Origin of the sequence: Citrobacter sp. CK194 (assembly GCF_030333395.1) — a bacterium.
Taxonomy (GTDB): domain Bacteria; phylum Pseudomonadota; class Gammaproteobacteria; order Enterobacterales; family Enterobacteriaceae; genus Citrobacter_B; species Citrobacter_B koseri.
In genome coordinates this window covers 388,690-412,205 of sequence record NZ_JAOWGA010000013.1, presented here as the reverse complement: position 1 = coordinate 412,205, position 23,516 = coordinate 388,690, and the positions used below count along the sequence as shown (strand labels likewise).

At 55.5% G+C, this 23,516-nt stretch carries 19 protein-coding genes; 13 read left to right on the top strand and 6 right to left on the bottom strand.

Annotation, left to right across the window (positions count from 1 at the left end; all coding sequences use genetic code 11):
• Positions 1 to 25: 25 nt before the first annotated feature.
• Positions 26 to 1,240: an enterochelin esterase gene (fes, locus tag OGX80_RS04695; protein ID WP_115591168.1), complete on the bottom strand. Its 1,215-nt coding sequence runs from the start codon at positions 1,238 to 1,240 to the stop codon at positions 26 to 28.
• Between the two features lie 305 nt (positions 1,241 to 1,545).
• On the opposite strand from fes, the gene OGX80_RS04690 reads away from it, so the two are divergent.
• Together OGX80_RS04690 and entD are read left to right on the top strand one after the other, a co-directional pair.
• The gene (locus OGX80_RS04690; protein ID WP_012133407.1) at positions 1,546 to 3,789 is read left to right on the top strand and encodes a TonB-dependent siderophore receptor; all 2,244 of its coding nucleotides are present in this window, start codon (positions 1,546 to 1,548) and stop codon (positions 3,787 to 3,789) included.
• 48 nt (positions 3,790 to 3,837) lie between these two features.
• Positions 3,838 to 4,491 (top strand): enterobactin synthase subunit EntD, encoded by a 654-nt coding sequence (entD, locus tag OGX80_RS04685; RefSeq protein ID WP_115181864.1) that lies wholly within the window; start codon positions 3,838 to 3,840, stop codon positions 4,489 to 4,491.
• A gap of 169 nt (positions 4,492 to 4,660) precedes the next feature.
• Here the strand turns inward: entD and OGX80_RS04680 are convergent, their stop codons facing one another.
• Positions 4,661 to 6,694, bottom strand: a complete 2,034-nt coding sequence (locus OGX80_RS04680) for a choline transporter (protein ID WP_115181865.1) — start codon at positions 6,692 to 6,694, stop codon at positions 4,661 to 4,663.
• 282 nt (positions 6,695 to 6,976) lie between these two features.
• Here OGX80_RS04680 and betI point away from each other — a divergent pair, with 282 nt between their 5' ends.
• From betI to OGX80_RS04655, 5 genes are all read left to right on the top strand, one after another.
• Positions 6,977 to 7,570, top strand: a complete 594-nt coding sequence (gene betI / locus OGX80_RS04675) for a transcriptional regulator BetI (RefSeq protein WP_024130562.1) — start codon at positions 6,977 to 6,979, stop codon at positions 7,568 to 7,570.
• A gap of 13 nt (positions 7,571 to 7,583) precedes the next feature.
• Positions 7,584 to 9,056: a betaine-aldehyde dehydrogenase gene (gene betB / locus OGX80_RS04670; protein ID WP_115181866.1), complete on the top strand. Its 1,473-nt coding sequence runs from the start codon at positions 7,584 to 7,586 to the stop codon at positions 9,054 to 9,056.
• Positions 9,057 to 9,069: 13 nt separating this feature from the next.
• Positions 9,070 to 10,746: a choline dehydrogenase gene (gene betA / locus OGX80_RS04665; RefSeq protein ID WP_115181867.1), complete on the top strand. Its 1,677-nt coding sequence runs from the start codon at positions 9,070 to 9,072 to the stop codon at positions 10,744 to 10,746.
• A 105-nt stretch (positions 10,747 to 10,851) separates the two neighbouring features.
• Complete coding sequence (locus OGX80_RS04660; RefSeq protein WP_115181868.1) at positions 10,852 to 11,970, top strand: YbdK family carboxylate-amine ligase; 1,119 nt, start codon at positions 10,852 to 10,854, stop codon at positions 11,968 to 11,970.
• A gap of 65 nt (positions 11,971 to 12,035) precedes the next feature.
• Entirely contained in the window at positions 12,036 to 12,284 is a 249-nt protein-coding gene (locus OGX80_RS04655) for a DUF1158 domain-containing protein (RefSeq protein ID WP_012133415.1), read from the top strand.
• Here the strand turns inward: OGX80_RS04655 and OGX80_RS04650 are convergent.
• Positions 12,213 to 13,838: an alpha/beta hydrolase-fold protein gene (locus tag OGX80_RS04650; protein WP_115181869.1), complete on the bottom strand. Its 1,626-nt coding sequence runs from the start codon at positions 13,836 to 13,838 to the stop codon at positions 12,213 to 12,215. The two genes, OGX80_RS04655 and OGX80_RS04650, sit on opposite strands and share 72 nt — an antisense overlap.
• Positions 13,839 to 13,995: 157 nt before the next feature.
• On the opposite strand from OGX80_RS04650, the gene OGX80_RS04645 reads away from it, so the two are divergent.
• Positions 13,996 to 16,140, top strand: coding sequence for a TonB-dependent siderophore receptor (locus OGX80_RS04645; protein ID WP_060815872.1), 2,145 nt, complete (start codon positions 13,996 to 13,998; stop codon positions 16,138 to 16,140).
• A gap of 36 nt (positions 16,141 to 16,176) precedes the next feature.
• On the opposite strand, the gene OGX80_RS04640 is transcribed toward OGX80_RS04645, so the two are convergent.
• Entirely contained in the window at positions 16,177 to 16,518 is a 342-nt protein-coding gene (locus OGX80_RS04640) for a RamA family antibiotic efflux transcriptional regulator (RefSeq protein ID WP_024130566.1), read from the bottom strand.
• 29 nt (positions 16,519 to 16,547) lie between these two features.
• The gene (locus OGX80_RS04635; protein ID WP_012133420.1) at positions 16,548 to 17,648 is read right to left on the bottom strand and encodes an MBL fold metallo-hydrolase; all 1,101 of its coding nucleotides are present in this window, start codon (positions 17,646 to 17,648) and stop codon (positions 16,548 to 16,550) included.
• Positions 17,649 to 17,838: 190 nt separating this feature from the next.
• Between OGX80_RS04635 and OGX80_RS04630 the strand changes: the two genes are divergently transcribed.
• The 3 genes from OGX80_RS04630 to nfsB all read left to right on the top strand — a co-directional run bounded on the left by OGX80_RS04630 (position 17,839) and on the right by nfsB (position 19,562).
• Positions 17,839 to 18,420, top strand: a complete 582-nt coding sequence (locus OGX80_RS04630) for a TetR/AcrR family transcriptional regulator (RefSeq protein WP_115181870.1) — start codon at positions 17,839 to 17,841, stop codon at positions 18,418 to 18,420.
• Complete coding sequence (locus OGX80_RS04625) at positions 18,420 to 18,788, top strand: MmcQ/YjbR family DNA-binding protein (RefSeq protein WP_115181871.1); 369 nt, start codon at positions 18,420 to 18,422, stop codon at positions 18,786 to 18,788. The genes OGX80_RS04630 and OGX80_RS04625 overlap by 1 nt, the downstream gene beginning before the upstream one ends.
• 120 nt (positions 18,789 to 18,908) lie before the next feature.
• Positions 18,909 to 19,562, top strand: coding sequence for an oxygen-insensitive NAD(P)H nitroreductase (gene nfsB, locus OGX80_RS04620; protein WP_115181872.1), 654 nt, complete (start codon positions 18,909 to 18,911; stop codon positions 19,560 to 19,562).
• Between the two features lie 223 nt (positions 19,563 to 19,785).
• On the opposite strand, the gene OGX80_RS04615 is transcribed toward nfsB, so the two are convergent.
• Entirely contained in the window at positions 19,786 to 20,652 is an 867-nt protein-coding gene (locus OGX80_RS04615; RefSeq protein ID WP_049010291.1) for a helix-turn-helix transcriptional regulator, read from the bottom strand.
• Positions 20,653 to 20,759: 107 nt separating this feature from the next.
• Between OGX80_RS04615 and OGX80_RS04610 the strand changes: the two genes are divergently transcribed.
• Positions 20,760 to 22,196, top strand: a complete 1,437-nt coding sequence (locus tag OGX80_RS04610) for an MFS transporter (RefSeq protein ID WP_115181874.1) — start codon at positions 20,760 to 20,762, stop codon at positions 22,194 to 22,196.
• A 74-nt stretch (positions 22,197 to 22,270) separates the two neighbouring features.
• Complete coding sequence (locus OGX80_RS04605; RefSeq protein ID WP_115181875.1) at positions 22,271 to 23,515, top strand: mechanosensitive ion channel family protein; 1,245 nt, start codon at positions 22,271 to 22,273, stop codon at positions 23,513 to 23,515.
• Position 23,516 lies beyond the last annotated feature (1 nt).

Genomic DNA, 23,516 nt, shown 5'->3' with positions numbered 1-23,516 from the left:
AACTCCTGTCGTGGAAAATCGCCAGCTACAGCGTGTCGGTTAACGGTTGCCAGAGGGTCATCAACCCCTGCATTAATCCGCCACGCCAGCAAAGCGCATCATGTCCGCCGTCAACCTGACGCCAGAAAACCGACTGCTGCGTAGTGTGTAGTTGGCTGTAAAGCGCCTGATTCGCCCGGAAAATAAGCGGCTCTCTGATACCGGCCTCCAGCACGATGCGCAATCCTCTGGCGGTCAATGTGCCCGCCTTCAGTTGTTCAATAATCTCGCCTTCCCGATCTGCGCCGCGCTGCGGCCACCAGAACGATCCCGACTGGCTCAGTACGCAGCCAAAGCGCTCAGGCCAGTTCAGACCGGCATACAGCGAGGAGAGCCCGCCAAAACTCTGCCCGGCGACGATCGTCCTTTTTGCACAATCGCTGAATGGCGCAACGGTTTTCACCAGCGGCAGAAGTTCTTGTTGTACCGCCAGCCAGAAATCGGCATTGCAGGGCAGTTCACGGCTACGGTGGGGGGTATCAATGGCATCAATCAGCAGGTAGACCGCAGGAGGGAGCTGACGCCGCCGGGTCAGTGAGGTGAGCGCGGGCCAGACGGGCATGCTTTCCGCCCAAAACTGCCCGTCGAGCAGAATCGCTAGCGGACGTTCAGGCAGGGCGTCGCCGGTCGTGAACACCCACACGCGACGCGTATTGCCCAGCCGCTCGCTGCGCCATTGCAAACATACCGGGGGAGCTGACGGATTTTCAGGCTTATCCCAGCCGGGTTGCACTGGCGCGTCTGGCATTTCCAGCGCGGAAACCGCATGGCCCCGCCCCCCCTTCCAGCTCACCGGGTTAAGAGGATCGGCAATCGCCTGCGGCAATAACTGACGCCAGCCTTCACGCAGCGTGGTTCTGTCAGGCGTTTCGTCTACTGCCAGAGAAGCAAAAATATCATCGCGTTCAGAAGGGATGAAACAGTAACTACCACGCCAGTCGGCGCTTAATGTCGTGCTCCATCGCCAGACATCCGTGCCCGCAATACGCTGCATGGATTGCGGAACCGCATTCTGGTGATGGTCGGTGACGCCCGTAATGTAGACCCATACGCGGCGAATTGAAGAGCGGCTTTCCGTTCCCTGCGGATCGCGCCACCAGAAAGTCACCCGATATTTTTCGTCTGTTTCACGCTCCCATTCGGGACCGTGTTTTGACTGCCACCAGGTCTCACTTCCTGTCGTTAACGCCGTCACCGTCATAACCCCATGTTTATTGTGTAATTTTTTATTTAATGATGAAATATATTGATAATATTATTGATAACTATTTTCATTTGCAATAGCGTATTGTCGCGCCGTGGGAAGCGCGAACATTATTTCACCACCCAGGCTGGGTCTCTCATTCGTGCATTGACGCCACGTTCAAATGAGAAACACAACCTGAAACCTGCACTGCGTGCTTTTTCTGGAATGTATGGCTTTCGCAGATGTGGGCGACATCAGGCTAAACACCTCACCACGAGAGTTTGGCGCATGTGGCTAAATAAAGATAAGCAGGAAACACAATGAACAATAAGATTCATTCCCTGGCCTTACTGGTCAATCTGGGAATTTATGGGGTCGCTCTGCCTGTTATGGCGGAGGAGACCACTGATAGCGCAGCGCTTCATGAAGACACCATCGTGGTCACCGCCGCCCAGCAGAACCTCCAGGCACCGGGCGTATCGACCATTACCGCCGACGAAATCCGTAAAAATCCTCCCGCTCGCGACGTTGCCGAAATCATCCGCACCATGCCGGGCGTGAACCTGACCGGTAACTCAACCAGCGGCCAGCGCGGCAACAACCGCCAGATCGACATTCGCGGCATGGGCCCGGAAAACACCCTGATTCTGATCGACGGCAAACCGGTGACCAGCCGCAACTCCATCCGTCTGGGCTGGCGCGGCGAGCGTGACACCCGTGGCGATACCGGTTGGGTGCCGCCAGAGATGATCGAACGCATTGATGTGATTCGTGGCCCTGCGGCGGCACGTTACGGCAACGGCGCAGCGGGCGGCGTGGTAAACATCATCACCAAGAAATTCGACGATCAGTGGCACGGTTCGTGGAACACCTATCTGAATGCGCCGGAACACAAAGACGAAGGTTCCACCAAGCGCACCAACTTTAGCCTGAGCGGCCCGCTGGGCGGCGAATTCAGCTTCCGCATGTACGGCAACCTGGATAAAACTCAGGCCGACGCCTGGGACATCAACCAGGGCCACCAGTCTGAGCGTACCGGCGCCTACGCCAACACCCTGCCAGCAGGTCGCGAAGGGGTTGAAAACAAAGATATTAATGGTGTCGTACGTTGGGATTTCGCGCCAATGCAGGCGCTGGAGTTTGAAGCAGGCTACAGCCGCCAGAACAACCTTTACGCGGGTGACACCCAAAACACCAATAACGACAATGCCCTGGTGAAGAAAAACTACGGTAAAGAGACTAACCGTATTTATCGCCAGAACTTCGCAGTGACCTGGAACGGCGGCTGGGATAACGGTATCACCACCAGCAACTGGGCACAGTACGAACACACCCGCAACTCGCGTCTGGGCGAAGGGCTGGCGGGCGGTCTCGAAGGGTTGTTCAACAGCGACGAATTCACCGACACCGACCTGGCCGACGTGATGTTGCACAGTGAAATTAACCTGCCGCTTGATTTCATCGTTAATCAAAACCTGACGCTGGGTACTGAGTGGAACCAGCAGCGTATGAAGGATTCCGCCTCGAATACTCAGGCTCAACAGGGCGGAGCCATCCCAGGCATGAGCGACGACCGCAGTCCGTACTCATCCGCAGAAATCTTCTCCCTGTTTGCCGAGAACAACATGGAGATAACTGACAGCACCATGCTGACCCCGGCGCTGCGCTTCGATCACCACACTATCGTCGGCAACAACTGGAGCCCGTCCCTGAACCTGTCGCAGGCGCTGGGCGATGATTTCACCCTGAAGATGGGTATCGCCCGTGCCTATAAAGCACCGAGCCTCTATCAGACCAACCCGAACTACCTGCTGTACAGCAAAGGCCAGGGTTGCTATGCAAGCTCCGATGGCGTCGGTTGCTACATGATGGGTAACGATGACCTGAAAGCGGAAACCAGCGTCAACAAAGAGATTGGTCTTGAGTGGAAACACGACGGCTGGCAGGCCGGTGTGACCTGGTTCCGTAACGACTACCGCGATAAGATTGAAGCGGGCTATGCGCCAGTCGGCCATACCTCTTCAGGTAAAGTGCAAACCGATATCTACCAGTGGGAAAACGTGCCGAAGGCCGTGGTAGAAGGTCTGGAAGGATCGTTGAATATTCCGGTCAGCGATGCGATAAACTGGACCAACAACATTACCTACATGCTACAGAGCAAGAACAAAACAACCGGCGATCGTCTGTCGATCATCCCGGAGTACACGCTGAACTCAACCCTGAGCTGGCAGGTACATCAGGATGTGTCAGTGCAGTCAACCTTCACCTGGTACGGCAAGCAGCAGCCGAAGAAATACAACTATAAGGGCCAGCCTGCTACCGGCTCTGAGAAAGATGAAGTCAGCCCGTACAGCATTGTCGGCCTGAGCGCGACCTGGGACGTAACCAAAAACGTCAGCCTGACCGGCGGCGTGGATAACGTCTTCGACAAGCGTCAATGGCGTGCGGGGAATGCCCAGACCACGGGTAACGACGCGACCGGCGCTTATATGTACGGTGCAGGTGCTTACACCTACAACGAGCCGGGTCGTACATGGTACATGGGCGTTAACACGCGCTTCTGATAACGACCGCCCTCTCCCTGAACGGGGAGAGGGTTTTTATGAGAAACCATGCGAACCACTTACACCGCCCTCTCTTTTTCCCGCCACAAACTTCATCTTATCGGGTTCGATATCGATAGCTTCCACGAACACGATCTGCTCTGGTTGCCGCACCATGCGCAGCTGCTTCCCGCCGGGCGAAAACGTCAGGCTGAACATTTAGCGGGACGTCTCGCCGCGTTTCATGCTCTGACTGAATATGGGCACAAAACCGTACCCGCTATCGGCGATAAACGGCAGCCCTTGTGGCCGGAAGGTCTGTTCGGCAGTATCAGCCACAGCGCCGCCACGGCGCTGGCAGTCGTCTCCCTCACTCCGGTAGGGGTTGATATCGAAGCAATCTTCACGCCTCAAACGGCGGCAGAACTCACCAGCAGTATCGTCGATAACGATGAACAACGCGTTTTACAGCACAGTTCTCTCCCTTTTCCGCTCGCGTTAACCCTGGCGTTTTCCGCCAAAGAGAGCGTCTATAAAGCGTTCTCCGATCGCGCGGCAACGTTACCGGGTTTTGCCAGCGCCAGGATCGTTTCAGTGACGAAAACACATCTAACCATGCAAATGACGTCGGCGTTTTCGACGCAGCTTGCTGATTGCACAGTGGATATTTCGTGGCGTGAGTACGACGGTCAGGTCATTACGCTCTGCGCGTCCGCCCTGTAGAATTTGCCCGCAGCCATTGCTGACTGCGGAGCACAAGCATTGCCATAAAAGCGTATTTCGTCAGCATATATCGCCTCCATGCGAAGAAGAGACTAACAAGCCGAATTGTCGTGTTCGGGTTGTTAGCCTCAAGGTTGACAGAACTATTTTCAGAAAACGTGAGATCCGCTTACATTCCCGGGAACAACACCCCGTTGCCAGGCGCTTCACGATCCAGATGAATAAAGTTCAGATGACGTTCATACTGATCGAGAATGTCCGTAATCACCTGCTCTTTGCTGTAGTCCATCAGGTCATTTCCCTGGCTTCCTTCCAGCAGGAACGTTTCCAGCCGGTAATAGCTCGACTTGCCGCTGCGCGCCCGGTAGGTAAAGCCGGGGATTGCGTACTGCTGCGGCCAGATCTGATAGATAAAGTTGCGCTCATCGCCCATGTGAACCCGTAGATCCAGATGACCAAGGTTTTCCCCTTCCTGCGGCGGCATACTTTTCAGCTCCACCGATGCGCCGCGCAGTTGCAGCTCATGGGCGACCTCTTCCATTGCCGGGAAACATACCTTCTCCATCATTTCGCGGGTATAGCGCGTTCCCGGGTAGTTCATCAGGCGCGACAGTCGTTTTTTCCAGCTCAGCCGGTCCTGCACGCCCATCGGACGCGGCGCGGTATGACGACTGGCGCTTTCCCGACGATAATCTTCAACTTTCAATGATTTATACAATCCCGCCATAATGAAGAAGATCACAAAACTAAACGGCAGCCCCATGATTACCGTCGTGTTTTGCAGCGCTGAAATCCCGTTGGTCATCAGCATCCCCAGCGTCAGCAGGCCAATCGCTACCGACCAGAAAACACGCAGCCAGGCTGGCGCATCGCTGTTGATGTCTTTCAGTTTTGAGGTGAAATTGCCCAGCACCAGCGCACCGGAGTCCGCCGATGTCACGTAGAACAACAGACCGGTGATTGTGGCGACAGACGCGCTGAAGGTGAAGGCCGGATACTGCGCCAGCAGGCTATAAAAGCCGCGCTCAGGGTGCGCCATCGCTTCCTCGGCAAAACCGGCATCGCCATGAATGATTTCATACAGCGCGCTATTGCCAAACACCGACAGCCACAGCAGGGTGAAAGTGAACGGGATAATCAACGTACCGAAGACAAACTGGCGAATGGTGCGGCCACGCGAAATACGCGCCAGGAACAGCCCGACAAACGGCGACCACGCAACCCACCACGCCCAGAAAAAGAGCGTCCAGTTGTTCATCCACTCAACCGGCCTGTCGAACGCAAAGCTGTTCAACGTCATCCCCATAAAGCGGTTAACGTAGTCGCCCACATTCAGCACCAGCGCATTGAGCAGGAATGAGGTGTCCCCCATAAACAGCACAAAGAGGATCAACCCCAGCGCCAGCAGCACATTCAGCTCCGACAGAACCCGAATGCCTTTGTCCACGCCAGAAGTCACCGAGATCGTGGCGATCACCACCGACAGCACAATCAGCGCCGCTTTGGCCGCCATTGAATCCGGGATATCAAACAGCACGCTCAGACCGTAATTGAGCTGCACCACACCAATCCCCAGCGTCGTGGCGATACCAAAGATGGTGCCGATAACCGCGGCAATATCCACGCTATGCCCAATCGGCCCGTTGATGCGCTTACCGAAGATCGGATAGAGCGCTGAGCGAATGGTCAGCGGCAGGTTATAGCGATAGCTAAAGTAGCCAAGCGCCATCCCCATTAACGCATACATCGACCAACCGGTCAGGCCGTAGTGAAACAGCGTCCAGACCATCGACTGGCGGGCGGCTTCAATGGTCTGCCCTGCGCCTTCCGGCGGCTGCATATATTGGGTGACGGGCTCCGCCACCGAAAAGAACATCAGGTCGATGCCAATCCCGGCGGCGAAAAGCATTGCCGCCCAGCTTAGCAGACTAAATTCCGGCTTTGACTGCTCAGGCCCGAGCTTGACGGAACCGAAACGCGAGCAGGAAATGAATATGACAAAAACGATATAGAGCGTGGCGGCCAGCAGATAGTACCAGCCAAACGTTCTGGAGACCCAGTTCAGCGTGCGGCCGATCCAGACTGCGGAGAAATCACTAAAAAAAATGGTCGTCAGGGAAAACAACAAAATCAGTCCGGCAGACGTATAAAACACAACGGGATTGATTTTGTCCTTTTCTCTGTTCTGAGCAAGGTTCGTCATCGATTACCTCTGATTAAGTAACGGTGACTACTCTGTCGAGCAGCTAACTTTTTGAGATTCTGTAAGGCGATGGCATTTTTAACAGATTTGCAAAAATAGCCTTATTAACAGAAATGATGATATTTTCAATCTATTGTTTTTATTAATTTTATCTAATATCCCATTACATTCCCCTTACCTGTTAACCGCTAAATTGATAACAATTAAGACACATTTTATATTGAACGTCCAATCAAAAAACGGTTTAATACATAACCATAACTGATGACTGGAGCGATAAAAATGCCCAAAGTGGGGATGCAAACCCTTCGTCGCAGGCAACTGATTGACGCCACCCTGGAGGCCATTAATGAAGTCGGGATGCATGACGCGACCATTGCGCAAATAGCCCGGCGAGCAGGCGTGTCGACCGGCATCATCAGTCACTATTTCAAGGATAAAAATGGATTGCTGGAAGCGACGATGCGCGACATCACCAGCCAGCTTCGCTATGCCGTCCTGCGTCGGTTGCACGCCCTTCCAGAGGCCAGCGCTGAATTGCGTTTGCGCGCCATCGTAGCGGGCAACTTTGACGACAGTCAGATAAGCCAGGCCGCGATGAAAGCCTGGCTCGCATTCTGGGCAAGCAGCATGCATCAGCCGATGCTCTACCGCCTGCAACAGGTCGCCAGCAAGCGGCTGCTGTCGAACATTGTGTACGAATTCAGACGCGAACTTCCGCGCCAGCAGGCTCAACAGGCCGGCTATGGCCTGGCGGCGCTTATCGATGGACTGTGGCTACGCGCCGCGCTGAGCGGAAAACCGTTTAATCTCAGTCTCGCTCAAGCGCTGACCACCCATTTCATCAGTCAGCATTTGCCGAACGCCACTGACTAACCGAGGAGAACCCATGCCCCGAATGGCAGAACAACAGCTTTATATTGACGGCGCATATACTGCCGCCACCAGCGGTCGCACCTTTGAGACGATCAATCCCGCTAACGGCGAGGTACTGGCTACCGTACAGGCCGCAGGCCGCGACGATGTCGATCGCGCCGTGAAAAGCGCGCAGCGCGGGCAAAAAATGTGGGCCGCGATGAGCGCAATGGCACGCTCGCGAATCCTGCGTCGGGCAGTTGATATTCTGCGTGAACGCAATGACGAGCTGGCGCAACTGGAAACGCTCGATACCGGTAAACCACTGAGCGAAACCGCCAGCGTGGACATCGCCACCGGCGCAGACGTGCTTGAGTATTACGCCGGGCTGATCCCTGCCCTGGAAGGCAGCCAGATCCCGCTACGCGAGACGTCATTCGTCTACACCCGTCGCGAGCCGCTGGGCGTGGTGGCCGGGATCGGCGCATGGAACTACCCCATTCAAATCGCCCTGTGGAAATCCGCTCCGGCGCTGGCGGCAGGCAATGCCATGATCTTCAAACCCAGTGAAGTCACGCCGCTAACCGCGTTAAAACTGGCGGAAATCTACAGCGAAGCCGGTCTCCCGGACGGCGTGTTCAACGTGCTGCCAGGCACCGGCGCGGAAACAGGGCAGTTCCTGACGGAACATCCTGATATCGCCAAAATCTCCTTCACCGGCGGCGTCGCCAGCGGCAAGAAAGTGATGGCCAATTCAGCGGCTTCATCGCTGAAAGAGGTGACGATGGAGCTGGGCGGCAAATCACCGCTGATTATCTTTGACGACGCGGACCCCGACCTCGCGGCGGATATCGCCATGATGGCGAACTTCTTCAGCTCCGGCCAGGTCTGCACCAACGGCACGCGCGTATTCATTCCGGCGCACATGAAAAGCACCTTCGAGCAAAAAATTCTGGCGCGCGTAAGCCGCATTCGCGCAGGCGATCTGTCTGACCCGGCAACCAATTTTGGCCCACTGGTGAGCTTCCCCCATCGCGACAACGTTCTGCGCTATATCGCCAGCGGAAAAGCGGAAGGCGCAACGCTGCTTTGCGGCGGCGACGTATTAAAAGGCGAAGCGTTTGATAACGGCGCCTGGGTCGCCCCCACCGTATTCACCGACTGCCGGGATGAGATGACCATCGTACGCGAAGAAATTTTCGGCCCGGTAATGTCCATTCTGACCTACGAAAACGAAGAAGAGGCGATCCGCCGCGCCAATAACACCGATTACGGACTGGCCGCCGGGGTAGTGACAGCCGATCTCAACCGCGCTCATCGCGCAATCCACCAGCTTGAAGCGGGGATCTGCTGGATCAATACCTGGGGGGAATCTCCTGCTGAAATGCCGGTCGGCGGCTACAAGCATTCCGGTATTGGTCGCGAGAACGGCATCATGACGCTGCAAAGCTACACCCAGGTGAAGTCCATCCAGGTTGAGATGGGTCAGTTTCAATCCATATTTTAACCAGGAGGTTTGTTTGCATTTTGACTACATCATTATTGGCGCCGGTTCGGCGGGCAACGTACTGGCAACACGGCTGACCGAAGACAGCGACACCACCGTGTTGCTGCTGGAAGCGGGCGGCCCGGACTACCGTGCGGATTTCCGCACCCAGATGCCTGCTGCGTTGGCGTTTCCGCTACAGGGTAAACGTTATAACTGGGCGTATGAGACCGAACCGGAGCCGCATATGAACTACCGCCGCATGGAGTGCGGCCGTGGTAAAGGGCTGGGCGGCTCATCGCTGATTAACGGCATGTGCTACATTCGCGGCAACGCGATGGATCTCGACAACTGGGCGCAGGAGCCAGGCCTCGAACACTGGAGTTACCTCAACTGCCTGCCCTATTACCGCAAGGCGGAAACCCGTGATATCGGCCCCAACGACTACCACGGCGGCGACGGCCCGGTAAGCGTCGCCACGCCAAAGCACAATAACAACCCACTGTTCCATGCGATGATAGAAGCAGGCGTCCAGGCGGGATATCCACGTACCGACGACCTCAACGGCTATCAGCAGGAGGGGTTTGGGCCGATGGACAGAACCGTGACGCCGCAAGGACGACGCGCCAGTACGGCACGCGGGTATCTCGATCAGGCCAAAGGCCGGCCGAATCTGACCATCATCACCCATGCGCTGACCGACCATATTCTATTCGAAGGTAAAAAAGCGTCAGGCGTTGAGTGGCTGGAAGGCGACAGCACCATCCCGACCAGGGCGACGGCGCGTAAAGAGGTGTTGCTGTGCGCGGGCGCCATTGCGTCGCCGCAAATCCTGCAACGCTCCGGCGTGGGTGACGCATCGCTGCTGAAAGCGTTTGATATTCCGTTGGTGCACCACCTGCCGGGCGTGGGTGAAAACTTGCAGGACCATCTGGAGATGTATCTACAGTATGAGTGCAAAGAACCCGTCTCTCTCTACCCGGCGTTGCAATGGTGGAACCAGCCGAAAATTGGCGCTGAGTGGTTATTTGGCGGCACCGGCGTGGGCGCCAGCAACCATTTTGAGGCAGGTGGATTTATCCGCAGCAGCGAAGCGTTTAGCTGGCCGAATATTCAGTATCACTTCCTGCCAGTGGCGATTAATTACAACGGCTCGAATGCGGTGAAAGAACACGGTTTTCAGTGTCATGTCGGTTCGATGCGCTCACCCAGCCGTGGGCATGTGCACATTAAATCGCGCGATCCGCGCGAGCATCCGGCCATTCTGTTTAACTATATGTCTACCGGGCAGGACTGGCAGGAGTTCCGCGATGCCATACGCATCACGCGTGAAATCATCAACCAGCCTGCGCTGGACAAATACCGTGGACGCGAAATCAGCCCCGGCATTGCGTGCCAGACCGACGAACAGCTGGATGCGTTTGTGCGCGACCACGCGGAGACCGCGTTTCATCCTTGCGGCACCTGCAAGATGGGTTACGACGAAATGGCGGTAGTCGACGGCGAAGGCCGGGTTCACGGCGTGGAAAATCTGCGCGTGGTGGACGCCTCTATTATGCCGCAAATTATCACCGGCAACCTGAACGCCACCACCATTATGATCGGCGAGAAGATGGCCGATGCGATTCGTGGCCGCGAACCGCTGGCAAAGAGCACCGCAAGCTATTACGTCGCAGGTGATGCGCCCGTGCGTCAGCCGCCGCTGCGTTAATCCCACCTCTTTTTCCCGCTCTGCTGCTGAGCGGGAAAAGACCACGCCCCCCTCCTCCTCCCTGACATCTATACTCAACGCAACGCCCTGACAAAAGAGAACGTTATGCCGCTACCCGATTTTCACGTTTCCGAACCGTTTACGCTGGGAATTGAACTGGAAATGCAGGTGGTCAATCCGCCGGGTTACGATTTAAGCCAGGACTCTTCCACCCTGATTGACGCCGTCAAATCCCAACTCACCGCCGGAGAAGTGAAGCACGATATCACCGAAAGCATGCTTGAGATGGCGACGGGAGTCTGCCGCAACATTGACCAGGCGGCGGCGCAGTTCTCCGCCATGCAGCAGGTGATTTTGCAGGCTGCCGCAGACCATCATCTTGAAATCTGCGGCGGGGGCACGCACCCTTTTCAAAAGTGGCAGCGCCAGGAGGTGTGCGACAATGCGCGCTACCAGCGTACGCTGGAAAACTTCGGTTATCTGATTCAGCAGGCGACGGTATTTGGTCAGCACGTCCATATTGGATGCGCGAACGGTGATGACGCTATCTACCTCCTGCATGGTCTGTCGCGCTTTGTTCCTCACTTTATTGCGCTGGCGGCGGCATCGCCGTATATGCAAGGGTCAGATACCCGTTTTTCCAGCGCCCGGCTGAATATCTTCTCAAGCTTTCCTGATAACGGCCCGATGCCGTGGGCCAGCAACTGGCAGGAATGTGAAGGGCTGTTCCGCCGCCTCGCGTACACCAGCATGATCGACAGCATCAAAGATCTGCACTGGGATATCCGTCCCAGCCCTCACTTCGGCACGGTAGAAGTTCGGGTAATGGATACGCCTCTGACCCTTGCTCATGCGGTCAATATCGCGGGGCTGATTCAGGCGACGGCCCACTGGCTGCTGACCGAGCACCCGTTCAGGCATCAGGAGCGGGATTATCTGCTGTACAAATTCAACCGCTTTCAGGCCTGTCGGTATGGTCTGGAGGGAACATTGACCGATGTCCACACCGGCGACCATCACCTGCTGTCTGATGACACGCTGCGCCTGCTGGAGAATGTCGCCTCCTCCGCAGATAAAGTCGGCGCCGCCAGCGCCATTAACGCTCTGCGCCTACAGGTGAAAAATGGGCTGAATGAAGCGCGGCAGATGCGGGAGTTTGTGACGGATGGCGGTTCGCTGATTGGGCTGGTGAAAAAACATTGCGAGATCTGGGCGGGTCAGTAGGCGACGATTTGCGTTAGCCGGCGATATCCCGGACAATGGCTTTTTAACTCAAGTTTAACAATGCCATGAAACACCCGCTTGAATCGTTGATGACCGCTGCTGGCATCCTGCTGATGGCTTTTCTCTCCTGCCTGCTGCTGCCTGTGCCCTCGCCTGGCATGGTACTGGCGCAAAAGCTGGTTGCGACCTTCCATTTAATGGATCTTAACCAGCTTTACACCCTGCTGTTTTGCCTGTGGTTTTTAACGCTTGGCGCTCTCGAATATTTCGTGATCCGCTTTATCTGGCGTCGCTGGTTTTCGCTGGCTGACTAATCCGGTGAAATCCCGCATACCGTGAACCAGCGCTTCACACCACGCGGCGTAATCGTGCCCGCTTGACCACGGATGAAAACTCACCGGATAGCCTTTTTCACGTAGTACCTGCGCAAATTCCAGCGTGTTGCGATAAATACCGCCGTCCGGGCCTTTGGTTTCAAAGCGGCCAGCCTGCAACCAGAAGCGGACAGGATAACGCGGCGAATTCTGGTACTGACGCGTCAGCCAACTGGCCTCCTCGTCTTTTGGCGCCCACCAGTACGAACCGGATAAACTCAGCACGTTGCCGAACAGACGCGGATAGCGCAACGCGACCCAGGATGACGCCAGCCCGCCATAGCTGGAGCCCGCCAGCACCGTTTTTTGTCGTTGCGTAGTCACCCCCTGCTGACGCAGCCAGGGCAATAATTCATGCGCCATAAAGTCGGCAAAATCAGGGTTCGGCGGCAGCTCTTTCGCCCGTCTGGCGTGATCGAGCGTATCAATAAACACCACGTTTATCGGCGGCAGTTGATGGCGCGCGATCAGCCCATCCAGCACGCGATCGATATGGTAATCATCAAGATACGTTTTGCCGTCAAACAGCATCAGCGTCCAGCGTGCCGGTTGCGCGCTGTGTGGGCGATAAATCGCAATTTCACGACTGTTGCCCAGACGTTCGCTGAACAATGTTTTGCGCGTAAGCGAACCGTAACGAACAGGCTGCGCGGTAGCTTGCGCAGAGCAAAAGCGCGCGGGACTCAGATCGAGAAGGGAAAACTGATTCCAGCGATCGGCATACTTCTCGCCAAGCGTCAGCGGGTTAAGCGGATCTCTCTGCGCGCTGACCAGAATCGCCCGCCGCTGATCGCGCGGCGAACCGTTCACCAACGGAACATCCGGCGCCAGTTTGTACTGCATTACCGTATCCGCAGGCACCACATAGCTGCGGAACCAGACGTCGGAATCGCCCAGGCGGAACAGGGGATCGTGATCGCCTGCCGGAGAACCGAGAATAAAAACGTTCTGCTTCGCACCGCGCCACAGAAACGTAACCCGCTTATGGCTGTCGTCAACCGGCTCCACCAGCGGCGTACCGTTGCGCTGTAGATCCTGCCAGAAATGAGCGGTTCCGGCGCCTGCCGCCAGCGCTTTTTCCAGTTGCTGCAAGGTTGGGCTGACGGGAGCGACGCGCTGTATTTTCGGCAGCGGCGTGGTCTCTTTCATCTGCCATGTAAATCGCCAGCGAGCGCCCTCATTACCGTACAACACCAGAGAAGTGGCTTGTTGTACCGGCAACGAAAACAACAGTTGATGCTCACCATCGGCCGGGCCGCCTTCCAGTAAAGTACGGATGCGACGGTTCTGACCGTCCAGCAAACGAGCATCGGTAATCCCCGACAGGGTGGCCGAAACATAATTTTCACTCAGCGCGGGAAGCACAAAGCAGATCTCGCCGCTGGCATCAAATTTCCCCTGCTGCTCTCCCTGAACGGAGGGCGTCGAACACGGCATCGCCTGAGCCGACATCGTCCCCAGCCCAATCACCAAACCACTCCATGCCATCTTCATTAACGGTGCTTTCCTGATGAAATTTGTTAACAACGCTAATGCAAATGGTAATGATTTGCAATAACATCTGTCGCGTTTAATGAGGATGGCAGTCCGGCATTTGTCTGACAGGACGACCGGACAATTTCAGGTATGGCATAGAAAAGGATGCTAAATGATATTTAAAAATAACAAGATAATGCAGCTCTGGGTTCTCAGCCTGGCGACCGTCAGTACGACGACATTTGCCAAAACGCAGGAGGAGACCATTCTGGTGACGCAAGGCGTCAGCCAGGAACCCACTGCGCCGGTGAAGGGAATGGTGGCGACCAAAACCCTGTCGGCAACCAAAACCTCCGCGGAGCTGGTAAAAACGCCGCAGTCCGTCTCCGTCGTTACCCGCGACCAGATGGACGCGCTGGACGCCACCTCCGTCTCCCAGGCGCTGCGCTACACCGCCGGGGCATTTACGGAGTATCGCGGCTCATCCAACCGTAACGATGAAGTGTTTGTACGCGGCTTCAGCTACGTTCCTAAATTCCTTGATGGTCTGAGCTTTGGCGCAACGGCGTCATCGCAAACCGGCACCGTTGATCCGTGGCTGCTGGAGCGGGTAGAGCTGGTACGCGGCCCGGCTTCGGTTCTGTTTGGCCAGGTGAACCCCGGCGGGCTTATCAGCATGACCAGCAAACGCCCTACCAGCGAACCGATTCATAAGGTTCAGTTCAGCACCGGTAATCGCGATCTGGCGGAAGGCGCATTTGATTTCGGCGGCCCGCTGAGCGATGACGGCCGGGTACTGTATCGCCTGAACGGGATCGCCCGCACTCAGCATAACCAGGTTGAAGACTATAAAGATTCGCGCGTCGCGATTGCTCCGGCTATCACCTGGTATCCAAACGATCAGACCCGTTTCACGCTGCTGACCAGCTACCAGAAAGATCCCGATGCGGGCTACCGTAACTTCCTGCCTGCTTACGGCACCGTCACCAGCGCTAACGGAAAATATATTCCGCTCGATTTTAACGTCAGCGATCCTGATTACGATCAGTCATGGCGTGAGCAGACGATGGTGGGTTATGAGTTTGAACATCAGTTCAATGACATGATGACCTTCCGCCAGAATGCCCGCTATGCCAGCATCAAGCAAAAATACCGCTATCTGGTTTACTTCAACAGCAAACCGGAAAGCACGCTGCTCAGCCGTCGCGCCCAGCATGAGGAGCGCACGACCAATGAGTTTGGCATTGATAACCAACTGGAAGCACAGTTTGCGACCGCGCAGATGAACCATACGCTGCTCGGCGGGCTGGATTACAAGTCCAGCAACGACAAGCAACTGTTAATGCGCGGTTCCGGCTCGCAGTACGATATGGACTGGACGCACCCGGTTTATGGCGTAAACGTCGATGAAAGCACCTTCAGCCCCGCCAGCCACGAACAGCAGAACCTCGATCAGATGGGCCTCTATTTGCAGGATCAGATGAGCTGGAACAACTGGGAGCTGCTGCTCTCCGGGCGCTATGACTGGACGGAAGTTCGCACCACCGATTACATCAACAGTGAGAAAACGCAGCAGAACGACAACAAGTTCACCTGGCGTACCGGCTTGCTGTATGCCTTTGATTTCGGCCTCTCGCCGTACATCAGCTACAGCACCTCGTATGAGCCTAATCTGCAAACCAACCGCGCGCCGGGCAGCGCGCCGTTTAAACCCACTACCGGTAAACAAACCGAAGTGGGCGTGAAGTATCAACCGGTGGATAACACGCTGATGTCGCTGGCGTTATACGATCTCAAACAGAGCAATGTGTCCACTTACAACAGCACGCTGGGCTGGTTCGAAAACGCAGGGGAAGTGCGTTCCAAAGGCGTGGAAGCGGAAATTCACTCTTCACTGTGGGATAGCGTCAACCTGATTGGCTCGTATACCTACACGGATGCGGAAACCGTCAACACCACGGTAGCGGGTACGGAAGGGAAAACGCCTGCCCGTATTCCTGCTCACATGGCTTCCGCCTTCGCCAGTTATACCTTCCCCGGCGGCCCGCTGAAAAGCCTGACGACCGGCGTGGGCGTACGCTACATCGGCACCAGCTACGGCGATGCGAAAAACACCTTTAAAGTGCCGGCGGTGGATCTGTATGACGCGATGGTGAGCTACGAACTGGGAGAACTGAACAGCAGCCTGAAAGGCGCAGCCGTACAGTTTAATGTCAATAATATCGCCGATACGAAATACGTGGCCTCTTGCGCCAGCGACACCGCCTGCTTCTATGGCGTAGGTCGTACGGTTACGGCAACAGTGAGCTATTCCTGGTAAGAAAGATTCCCGGCAGCCAGGCGCTGCCGGGGAAACTCAGTGCGTACGGCTGTGATTCTCTTTACGGTAGGCACCCGGCGGCTGATTAAAGGTTCGGGTGAAGATCCGCGTAAAGGTCTGCTGCGAATCAAAACCGTACTTCAGGCAGATGTCATACACCCTTTGGTCGGTATCGCGTAAATCACGCGCCGCCAGTCGCAGCTTACGCTCCCGGATATAGCGCCCCAGACTCTCCCCTTTGTACTGCATAAACAGGCGTTGCAGATGCCATTTGGAGTACCCGGCGTGGCGGGCAATATCATCAATGCGCAACGGTTGATTTAAATTATCATCAATCCACTCGACAATAGTGTCGATTACCTGAGCGGAAATGGTCATCGTGCTCTCCCCCTCCGAAAAATGGTCGCTTATTCCCACCAGGCCGTAAACTGCTGGGTCGGATCGGCCAACATCACCGGTTCACCCAGCGTCGGCGTCAGCAGACGGTAGCGTTTATGACGACTCGCCAGCGCCAGACGTTTATACGGATCGTCCCAGCTGTGTTTCGCCAGGACAAAACGCCCGGCATGACCGGGTAAAATCGCTTTTGCGCGCAGGTCCTGCGCCGCCTGCGCGGTCTCTTCCGGCATCATGTGAATGTATCGCCAGTCCCGGTCGTACTGACCGTTTTCCATGATGGCCAGATCGACTGAGCCGAACTGTTCTCCAATCGCCTTAAAATGTGGCCCGTAACCGGAATCCCCGCTGTAATAAACCTTCTGTTCAGGCGTCTCAAACATAAAACTCGCCCACAGCGTCTGGTTACGTTTGAGCCCCCGACCAGAAAAATGGCGCGCGGGCAGGACGTGGATCAGCAGCGCGTCATCGATCCTGACGGACTGGTTCCAGTCGCGCTCGTCGATAATCCCGCCATTCATGCCCCAGTAGCGCAAATGCGATCCCACACCCAGCGGCGTAATGACCCGCTTAATCTTCGGCATCAGCGCTTTGATGGTGGCGTAGTCCAGATGGTCATAGTGATCGTGCGAGATGATCAGCAGGTCGATCTCCGGCATATTTTGCGCCGTCCAGGGGTAGTCTCCGGCAAAGGCTTTATTCAGAAACGAAAACGGCGCGGCATAGCTGCTGAATACCGGGTCGATCAGAATGCGTTTTCCCGCCAGTTGCAGATACCAGGAGGAATGGCCCAGCCAGATGAGCGTGTCCCGATCGCGCGGTACGCTGGCGAGATCGGTGTTTACCAGCGGCAACGGTTGGGCAGGCCGCGCGTTTTCACGTTTAGCGACCAGAAACTCCCACCATGCGGCGAGCATCCCCTTATCCCCGGTGTAACCGGGGGTGGGTAATTGATTATGAAACTGTCCATCACGATAGTGTGGAGACTGTTCCACCAGGCTCAGTTGAGCGCCCTGCGGCACCTGACCAAACCCGGCGTTAAGGACAAACGGCAGACTCGCTGTAGAAGCAATAAGCATAATAACAACCACACAAATTGTGAGACGCTTCATATCCTGATCCGAAAACGCGCCCCTTTCCGCTGGTTTGCGCGACTGTCACTTGATTATGAGTGAGTAAGCACTCATTATAGAAAGCGAAGGAATCTCGTCAAGATGATTTTCAATCTTTGACATTCACCGTTGCGGCGCTGCAAAGAGCGTGTTTCAATCGTGTTTTTTACATCATTAAGGGTAAAGTGTAGTGGCTCGTCCGAAGAGTGAAGACAAAAAACTGGCGTTACTGGAAGCCGCAACAAAAGCGATCGCGCAATCCGGCATTGCCGCCTCCACCGCCGTCATTGCTCGCAACGCAGGTGTTGCTGAGGGAACATTGTTTCGCTATTTCGCGACAAAAGATGACTTAATCAACGAGCTTTATCTGCATTTGAAGCAGGATCTCTGCCAGTCGATGATGGCGAATCTGGACCGCTCAATCACCGACACCAGAACCATGACGCACTTCATCTGGAACAGCTACATCAACTGGGGCCTGAACAACACTAACGGGCACCGCACCATCCGCCAGCTTGCGGTTAGTGAGAAAATCACGAAAGAAACCGAGCAACTGGCGGACGATATGTTCCCGGAACTGCGCGATCTCTGCCATCGCTCGGTTCTGCCCATTTTCATGTCTGACGAATACCGCGCCTTTGGCGATGCCCTGTTCCTCACCCTGGCGGAAACCACGATGGAATTTGCCGCCCGCAATCCGGCCCACGCAAATGAGTACATCTCGCTGGGTTTTGAAGCGATGTGGCGCGCCCTCACCCGCGAGGAAAAATAATGGACGGCCAGACGCTGCATCATTGTGCGAAACACATCGCGCTCGAACTGCCTTTCACCGAACACTGCTGGCCGTTCGGCCCGGAGTTCGATGTCTTTAAAGTCGGCGGCAAGATATTCATGATCGTTTCTGAACAACGCGGCCGTCGGTTTGTGAACCTGAAGTCCGATCCACAGAAATCCCTGTTAAATCAGCAGATTTACCGCAGTATTGAACCCGGTTACCACATGAACAAAAAACACTGGATTTCCGTTTACGCAGGAGACGATATCACACCGTCGCTGCTTGCCGACCTGATCGGCGACTCCTGGAATCTGGTGGTGGATGGTCTGGCTAAAAAAGATCAAAAACGTCTGCGCCCCACCTGATTTATCGTTGATATCGATAAGTGTTTTCGCACTTTTCTCTCTTATCTTTTATGCGCTAACCCTGTACCCTGCTGGCACGAAAACGCACCCGCAGGGTATTAAAAAACATCAGGAGTATTTATGGATATCGTTTCTGTCGCCTTAAAACGCTACTCCACGAAGGCGTTCGATCCCAGCAAACAACTGACCGCAGACGAAGCGGAAAAACTCAAAACATTGCTGCAATATAGCCCTTCCAGCACCAACTCTCAGCCGTGGCATTTCATCGTCGCCAGTACCGAAGAAGGGAAAGCGCGCGTTGCGAAATCCGCCGCCGGTAATTTCGTGTTTAACGAGCGCAAAATGCTGGATGCTTCCCATGTCGTCGTGTTTTGCGCAAAAACCGCAATGGACGACGCCTGGCTGGATCGCGTTGTCGATCAGGAAGATGTCGATGGCCGTTTTGCCACGCCGGAAGCCAAAGCGGCAAATAACAAAGGCCGTCGCTTTTTCGCGGATCTGCACCGCCGCGACCTGAAAGATGACGATCAGTGGATGGCGAAACAGGTATACCTGAATGTTGGCAACTTCCTGCTGGGCGTCGCCGCGATGGGTCTGGACGCCGTACCGATTGAAGGCTTCGACGCTGCGGTTCTTGACGCTGAATTTGGCCTGAAAGAGAAAGGTTATACCAGCCTGGTCGTGGTGCCTGTCGGCCATCACAGCGTAGAAGATTTTAACGCTGCGCTGCCGAAATCCCGCCTGCCGCAGGAAACCATCCTGACGGAAGTCTGATTTCTTGTTATGCCGGATGGCGGCTGCGCCTTATCCGGCCTACGGGGCACACGTTATTGTAGGCCCGGTAAGCGTAGCGCCACCGGGCATATCGCCTTATCCGGCCTACGGAGCACACATTATTGTAGGCCCGGTAAGCGTAGCGCCACCGGGCATATCGCCTTATCCGGCCTACGGAGCATACGCTATTGTAGGCCCGGTAAGCGTAGCGCCACCGGGCATTTTACTGCTTATCCAGCCACGCCAGCGCCTGTTCTCCGGCCTCATCCATCGGTAAATACACCAACAACCGGGAGCCGTTACGCGGGGCGGAGTACCAGTACATCTGCTGCAAACTAAAACGCCCTAACCGGGGATGGAGAAAATTCTTCACCTGGTTTTCCACGCCACGCACCTCATAACGCTGATGCCATAACGCTTCAAACTCAGAAGATGCGGCGAAAAAGCGCGCCAGTTTATTTTCCCACCCCGGATCGCCACGGTGTTCCGCCATTGCCGCACGGAAATAAGAGACAAACGTCGGCAGCACGTCGCGGTTTTCTATGCGACTGCGCCAGGTTTCGTTGGTGAGGTAGAGGTAAATACAGTTGCGATCGTCATCCGGGATCGTGGCAAAATCCACGCCCATCAGCCGACAAAAACTCTCATTCCACGCCACAATATCAAAATTAGGTTTCTGAATGCTGGCTGGCTGCGGCATCAGGCTGTCAAGCATACGGCGGGTTCCCGCACTGATCCCCTCGCACACGGTGATCTGCGTCGATTCCGGCGGCGTCAGCCCGGCCAGTACAAACAGGTGTCGGGTTTCCAGCGGGCTGCATTGCAGCGCATTCGCAACGCCAACCAGTACCGACTCAGAGGGATTCACTTCCCGCCCCTGTTCCAGCCAGGTGTACCAGGTCACGCCAACTTCCGCCAGCATCGCCACCTCTTCGCGGCGCAGACCGGGCGTTCGCCGCCGACCGACGCGCGGCAGCCCCATACGTTGCGGATCGAGGCTTTCCCGCCGGGCGCGTAAAAATGCGCCGAGCTGCTTCCGGTTGTCTGCGGGTTGCATCACCGTGGGCTCACGTCGCGTCATCACCGTCATATTATCTCCAGCATGGTAGTACCAATACCAGTATAACCAGGAACTGGTACCCGTTTAATTCTTCAGTAATGCTACGTCCATCTGTTGAATGACGCAATGGAGTTACCATGAATACGTCAGTCGTTTCACTCAGTCGCACCGGGCTATCGCTCTTGCTGACAGGCCAAATGCTGCCGCTCATTGATACATCGATTACCAACGTCGCCCTGGAGTCCATTACCCGGTCTTTACAGGCGACAACGACGCAACTGGAGTTAATTGTCGCCCTCTATGGGATTACGTTCGCGGTCTGTCTGGCGCTGGGGAGCAAGCTCGGCGATAACTACGGTCGCCGCCGCCTGTTTATGTGGGGAGTCGCATTCTTTGGCGTCGCCTCCCTGCTCTGCGGTCTGGCGAACTCTATTCACATGCTGCTGGGCGCCCGTATTTTGCAGGGGGCTGGCGCGGCGTTGATCGTGCCGCAAATTCTCGCCACGCTTCACGTCACGCTAAAAGGAAGCGCGCACGCAAAGGCCATCAGTTTGTATGGCGGTATTGGCGGCATTGCCTTTATCGTCGGTCAAATGGGCGGCGGCTGGCTGGTCTCGGCGGATATCGCCGGGCTTGGCTGGCGCAACGCATTTTTTATTAATGTCCCGGTCTGCCTTCTGGTACTGGCATTCAGCCGCCGCCACGTTCCCGAAACGGCCAGCGAAACCCGCGCCGACATCGACTGGTTGGGCACCGTCTGTCTGGCCGCCATCCTCTGCTGCCTGCTTTTTCCTATGGCGCTGGGGCCAGAAACCGGCTGGCCCTGGCAGGCTCAGGCGGCGCTATTTGCCATTCTCCCGCTGGGATGGTGGATGCGTAAAAATGCGCTCCGGCAGGAGCTGCGCCACCAGCACCCGCTTCTGCCGCCGCGCCTGTTACGGCTGACCAGCATCCGCTTCGGCATTCTGATCGCATTGCTGTTTTTTAGCGCATGGTCAGGTTTTATGTTCTGTATGGCGCTGACTCTGCAAATGGGTCTGGGGATGGCGCCGTGGGAATCCGGTAACAGCTTTATCGCCCTCGGCGCGGCCTATTTCATCTCGGCCTGCTACGCACCGCGATTGATTGCGCGCTACAGCATGGGGCGTATTCTGTTGATGGGTCTGGCGATTCAGATAGTCGGCTTAGCCGGGTTAATGATGACCTTCTGGCATTCGGGCATGCAAACATCCACCTTCGCGCTGGCGCCGGCAACGGCCCTGATAGGTTATGGACAGGCGCTGATCGTGAACAGCTTTTATCGTATCGGCATGCGCGATATCAGCACGCAGGATGCCGGAGCCGGAAGCGCCATTTTAAGCACGTTGCAGCAAGCCACATTGGGGCTTGGCCCGGCGGTGCTGGGGGCGTTATTTTTGCATCTGCAACACAATAGTCACGGCGATTATACGCAGTCGGTGATCGGTTTTCTGGCCGTCGAAGCTGCCATGATGCTCAGTCTGGTTCTGGCGACATTATGGTTTCGCCGCGCATTGAATATCAATGCAACCCGCCCCTGTATGGTGTCAAAATAACAAACCTGCATCGTGCAATTTGCATAATATCCGCACAGCGGTCATCATAGACCGCTGTTTATAAAGGAGACGTTATGCAGGAATTAATATCTCAGGTAGAAGAACTCGGGATCGAAATGAATCACACCACTTCGCTGGTGATGATTTTTGGCATTATTTTTCTCACTGCCATCATTGTGCATATTATTTTGCATTGGGTGGTGCTGCGAGCCTTTGAAAAGCGCGCCAGCGCCAGTTCACGCCTGTGGCTGCAAATCATTACCCAGAATAAATTATTTCACCGCCTGGCGTTTACGCTCCAGGGGATTATCGTCAATATTCAGGCTGTGCTCTGGCTACAAAAGGGGACTGAGGCGGCTGAGATATTAACCACCTGCGCACAGCTGTGGATCATGATGTATGCCCTGTTGTCCGTCTTTTCATTACTGGATGTTATTCTCAACCTGTCGCAAAAATTCCCGGCGGCGTCTCAGCTTCCGCTGAAAGGGATATTCCAGGGCATCAAACTCATCGGCGCCATTATCATCGGTATTCTGATGATCTCCCTGCTGATAGGTCAGTCTCCGGCCATTCTCATTAGCGGTCTCGGCGCGATGGCCGCCGTCTTAATGCTGGTGTTTAAAGACCCCATTCTCGGTCTGGTCGCGGGTATACAGCTTTCAGCGAACGATATGCTGAAGCTGGGCGACTGGCTGGAAATGCCGAAATACGGCGCGGACGGCGCGGTGATCGATATCGGCTTAACCACCGTGAAAGTGCGTAACTGGGATAATACCATTACCACCATCCCCACCTGGTCCCTGGTTTCGGACTCTTTCAAAAACTGGAGCGGCATGTCCGCCTCTGGCGGTCGCCGAATTAAACGCAGCATCAGTATCGACGCCACCAGCATTCATTTTCTTGATGAGGATGAGCAGCAGCGTTTATATAAAGCGCATTTGTTAAAACCCTATTTAACCACCCGTCATCAGGAAATCCAGGAATGGAACCAACAGCAGACTGCGCCGGAATCCGTACTCAATCATCGTCGAATGACCAATATTGGCACTTTCCGCGCCTACCTGAATGAATATTTACGCCACCATCCGCGTATCCGCAAAGATATGACCATGATGGTACGCCAGCTTGCGCCGGACGATCAGGGTTTACCCATTGAGATTTACGCGTTTACCAATACCGTGGTGTGGCTGGAATATGAAAGTATTCAGGCCGATATTTTCGACCACATTTTTGCCGTGGTCGAAGAGTTTGGCTTACGGATTCACCAGTCCCCTACAGGAAACGATATTCGCGCGCTGTCCGGGGCGTTGCAGCGCTAAT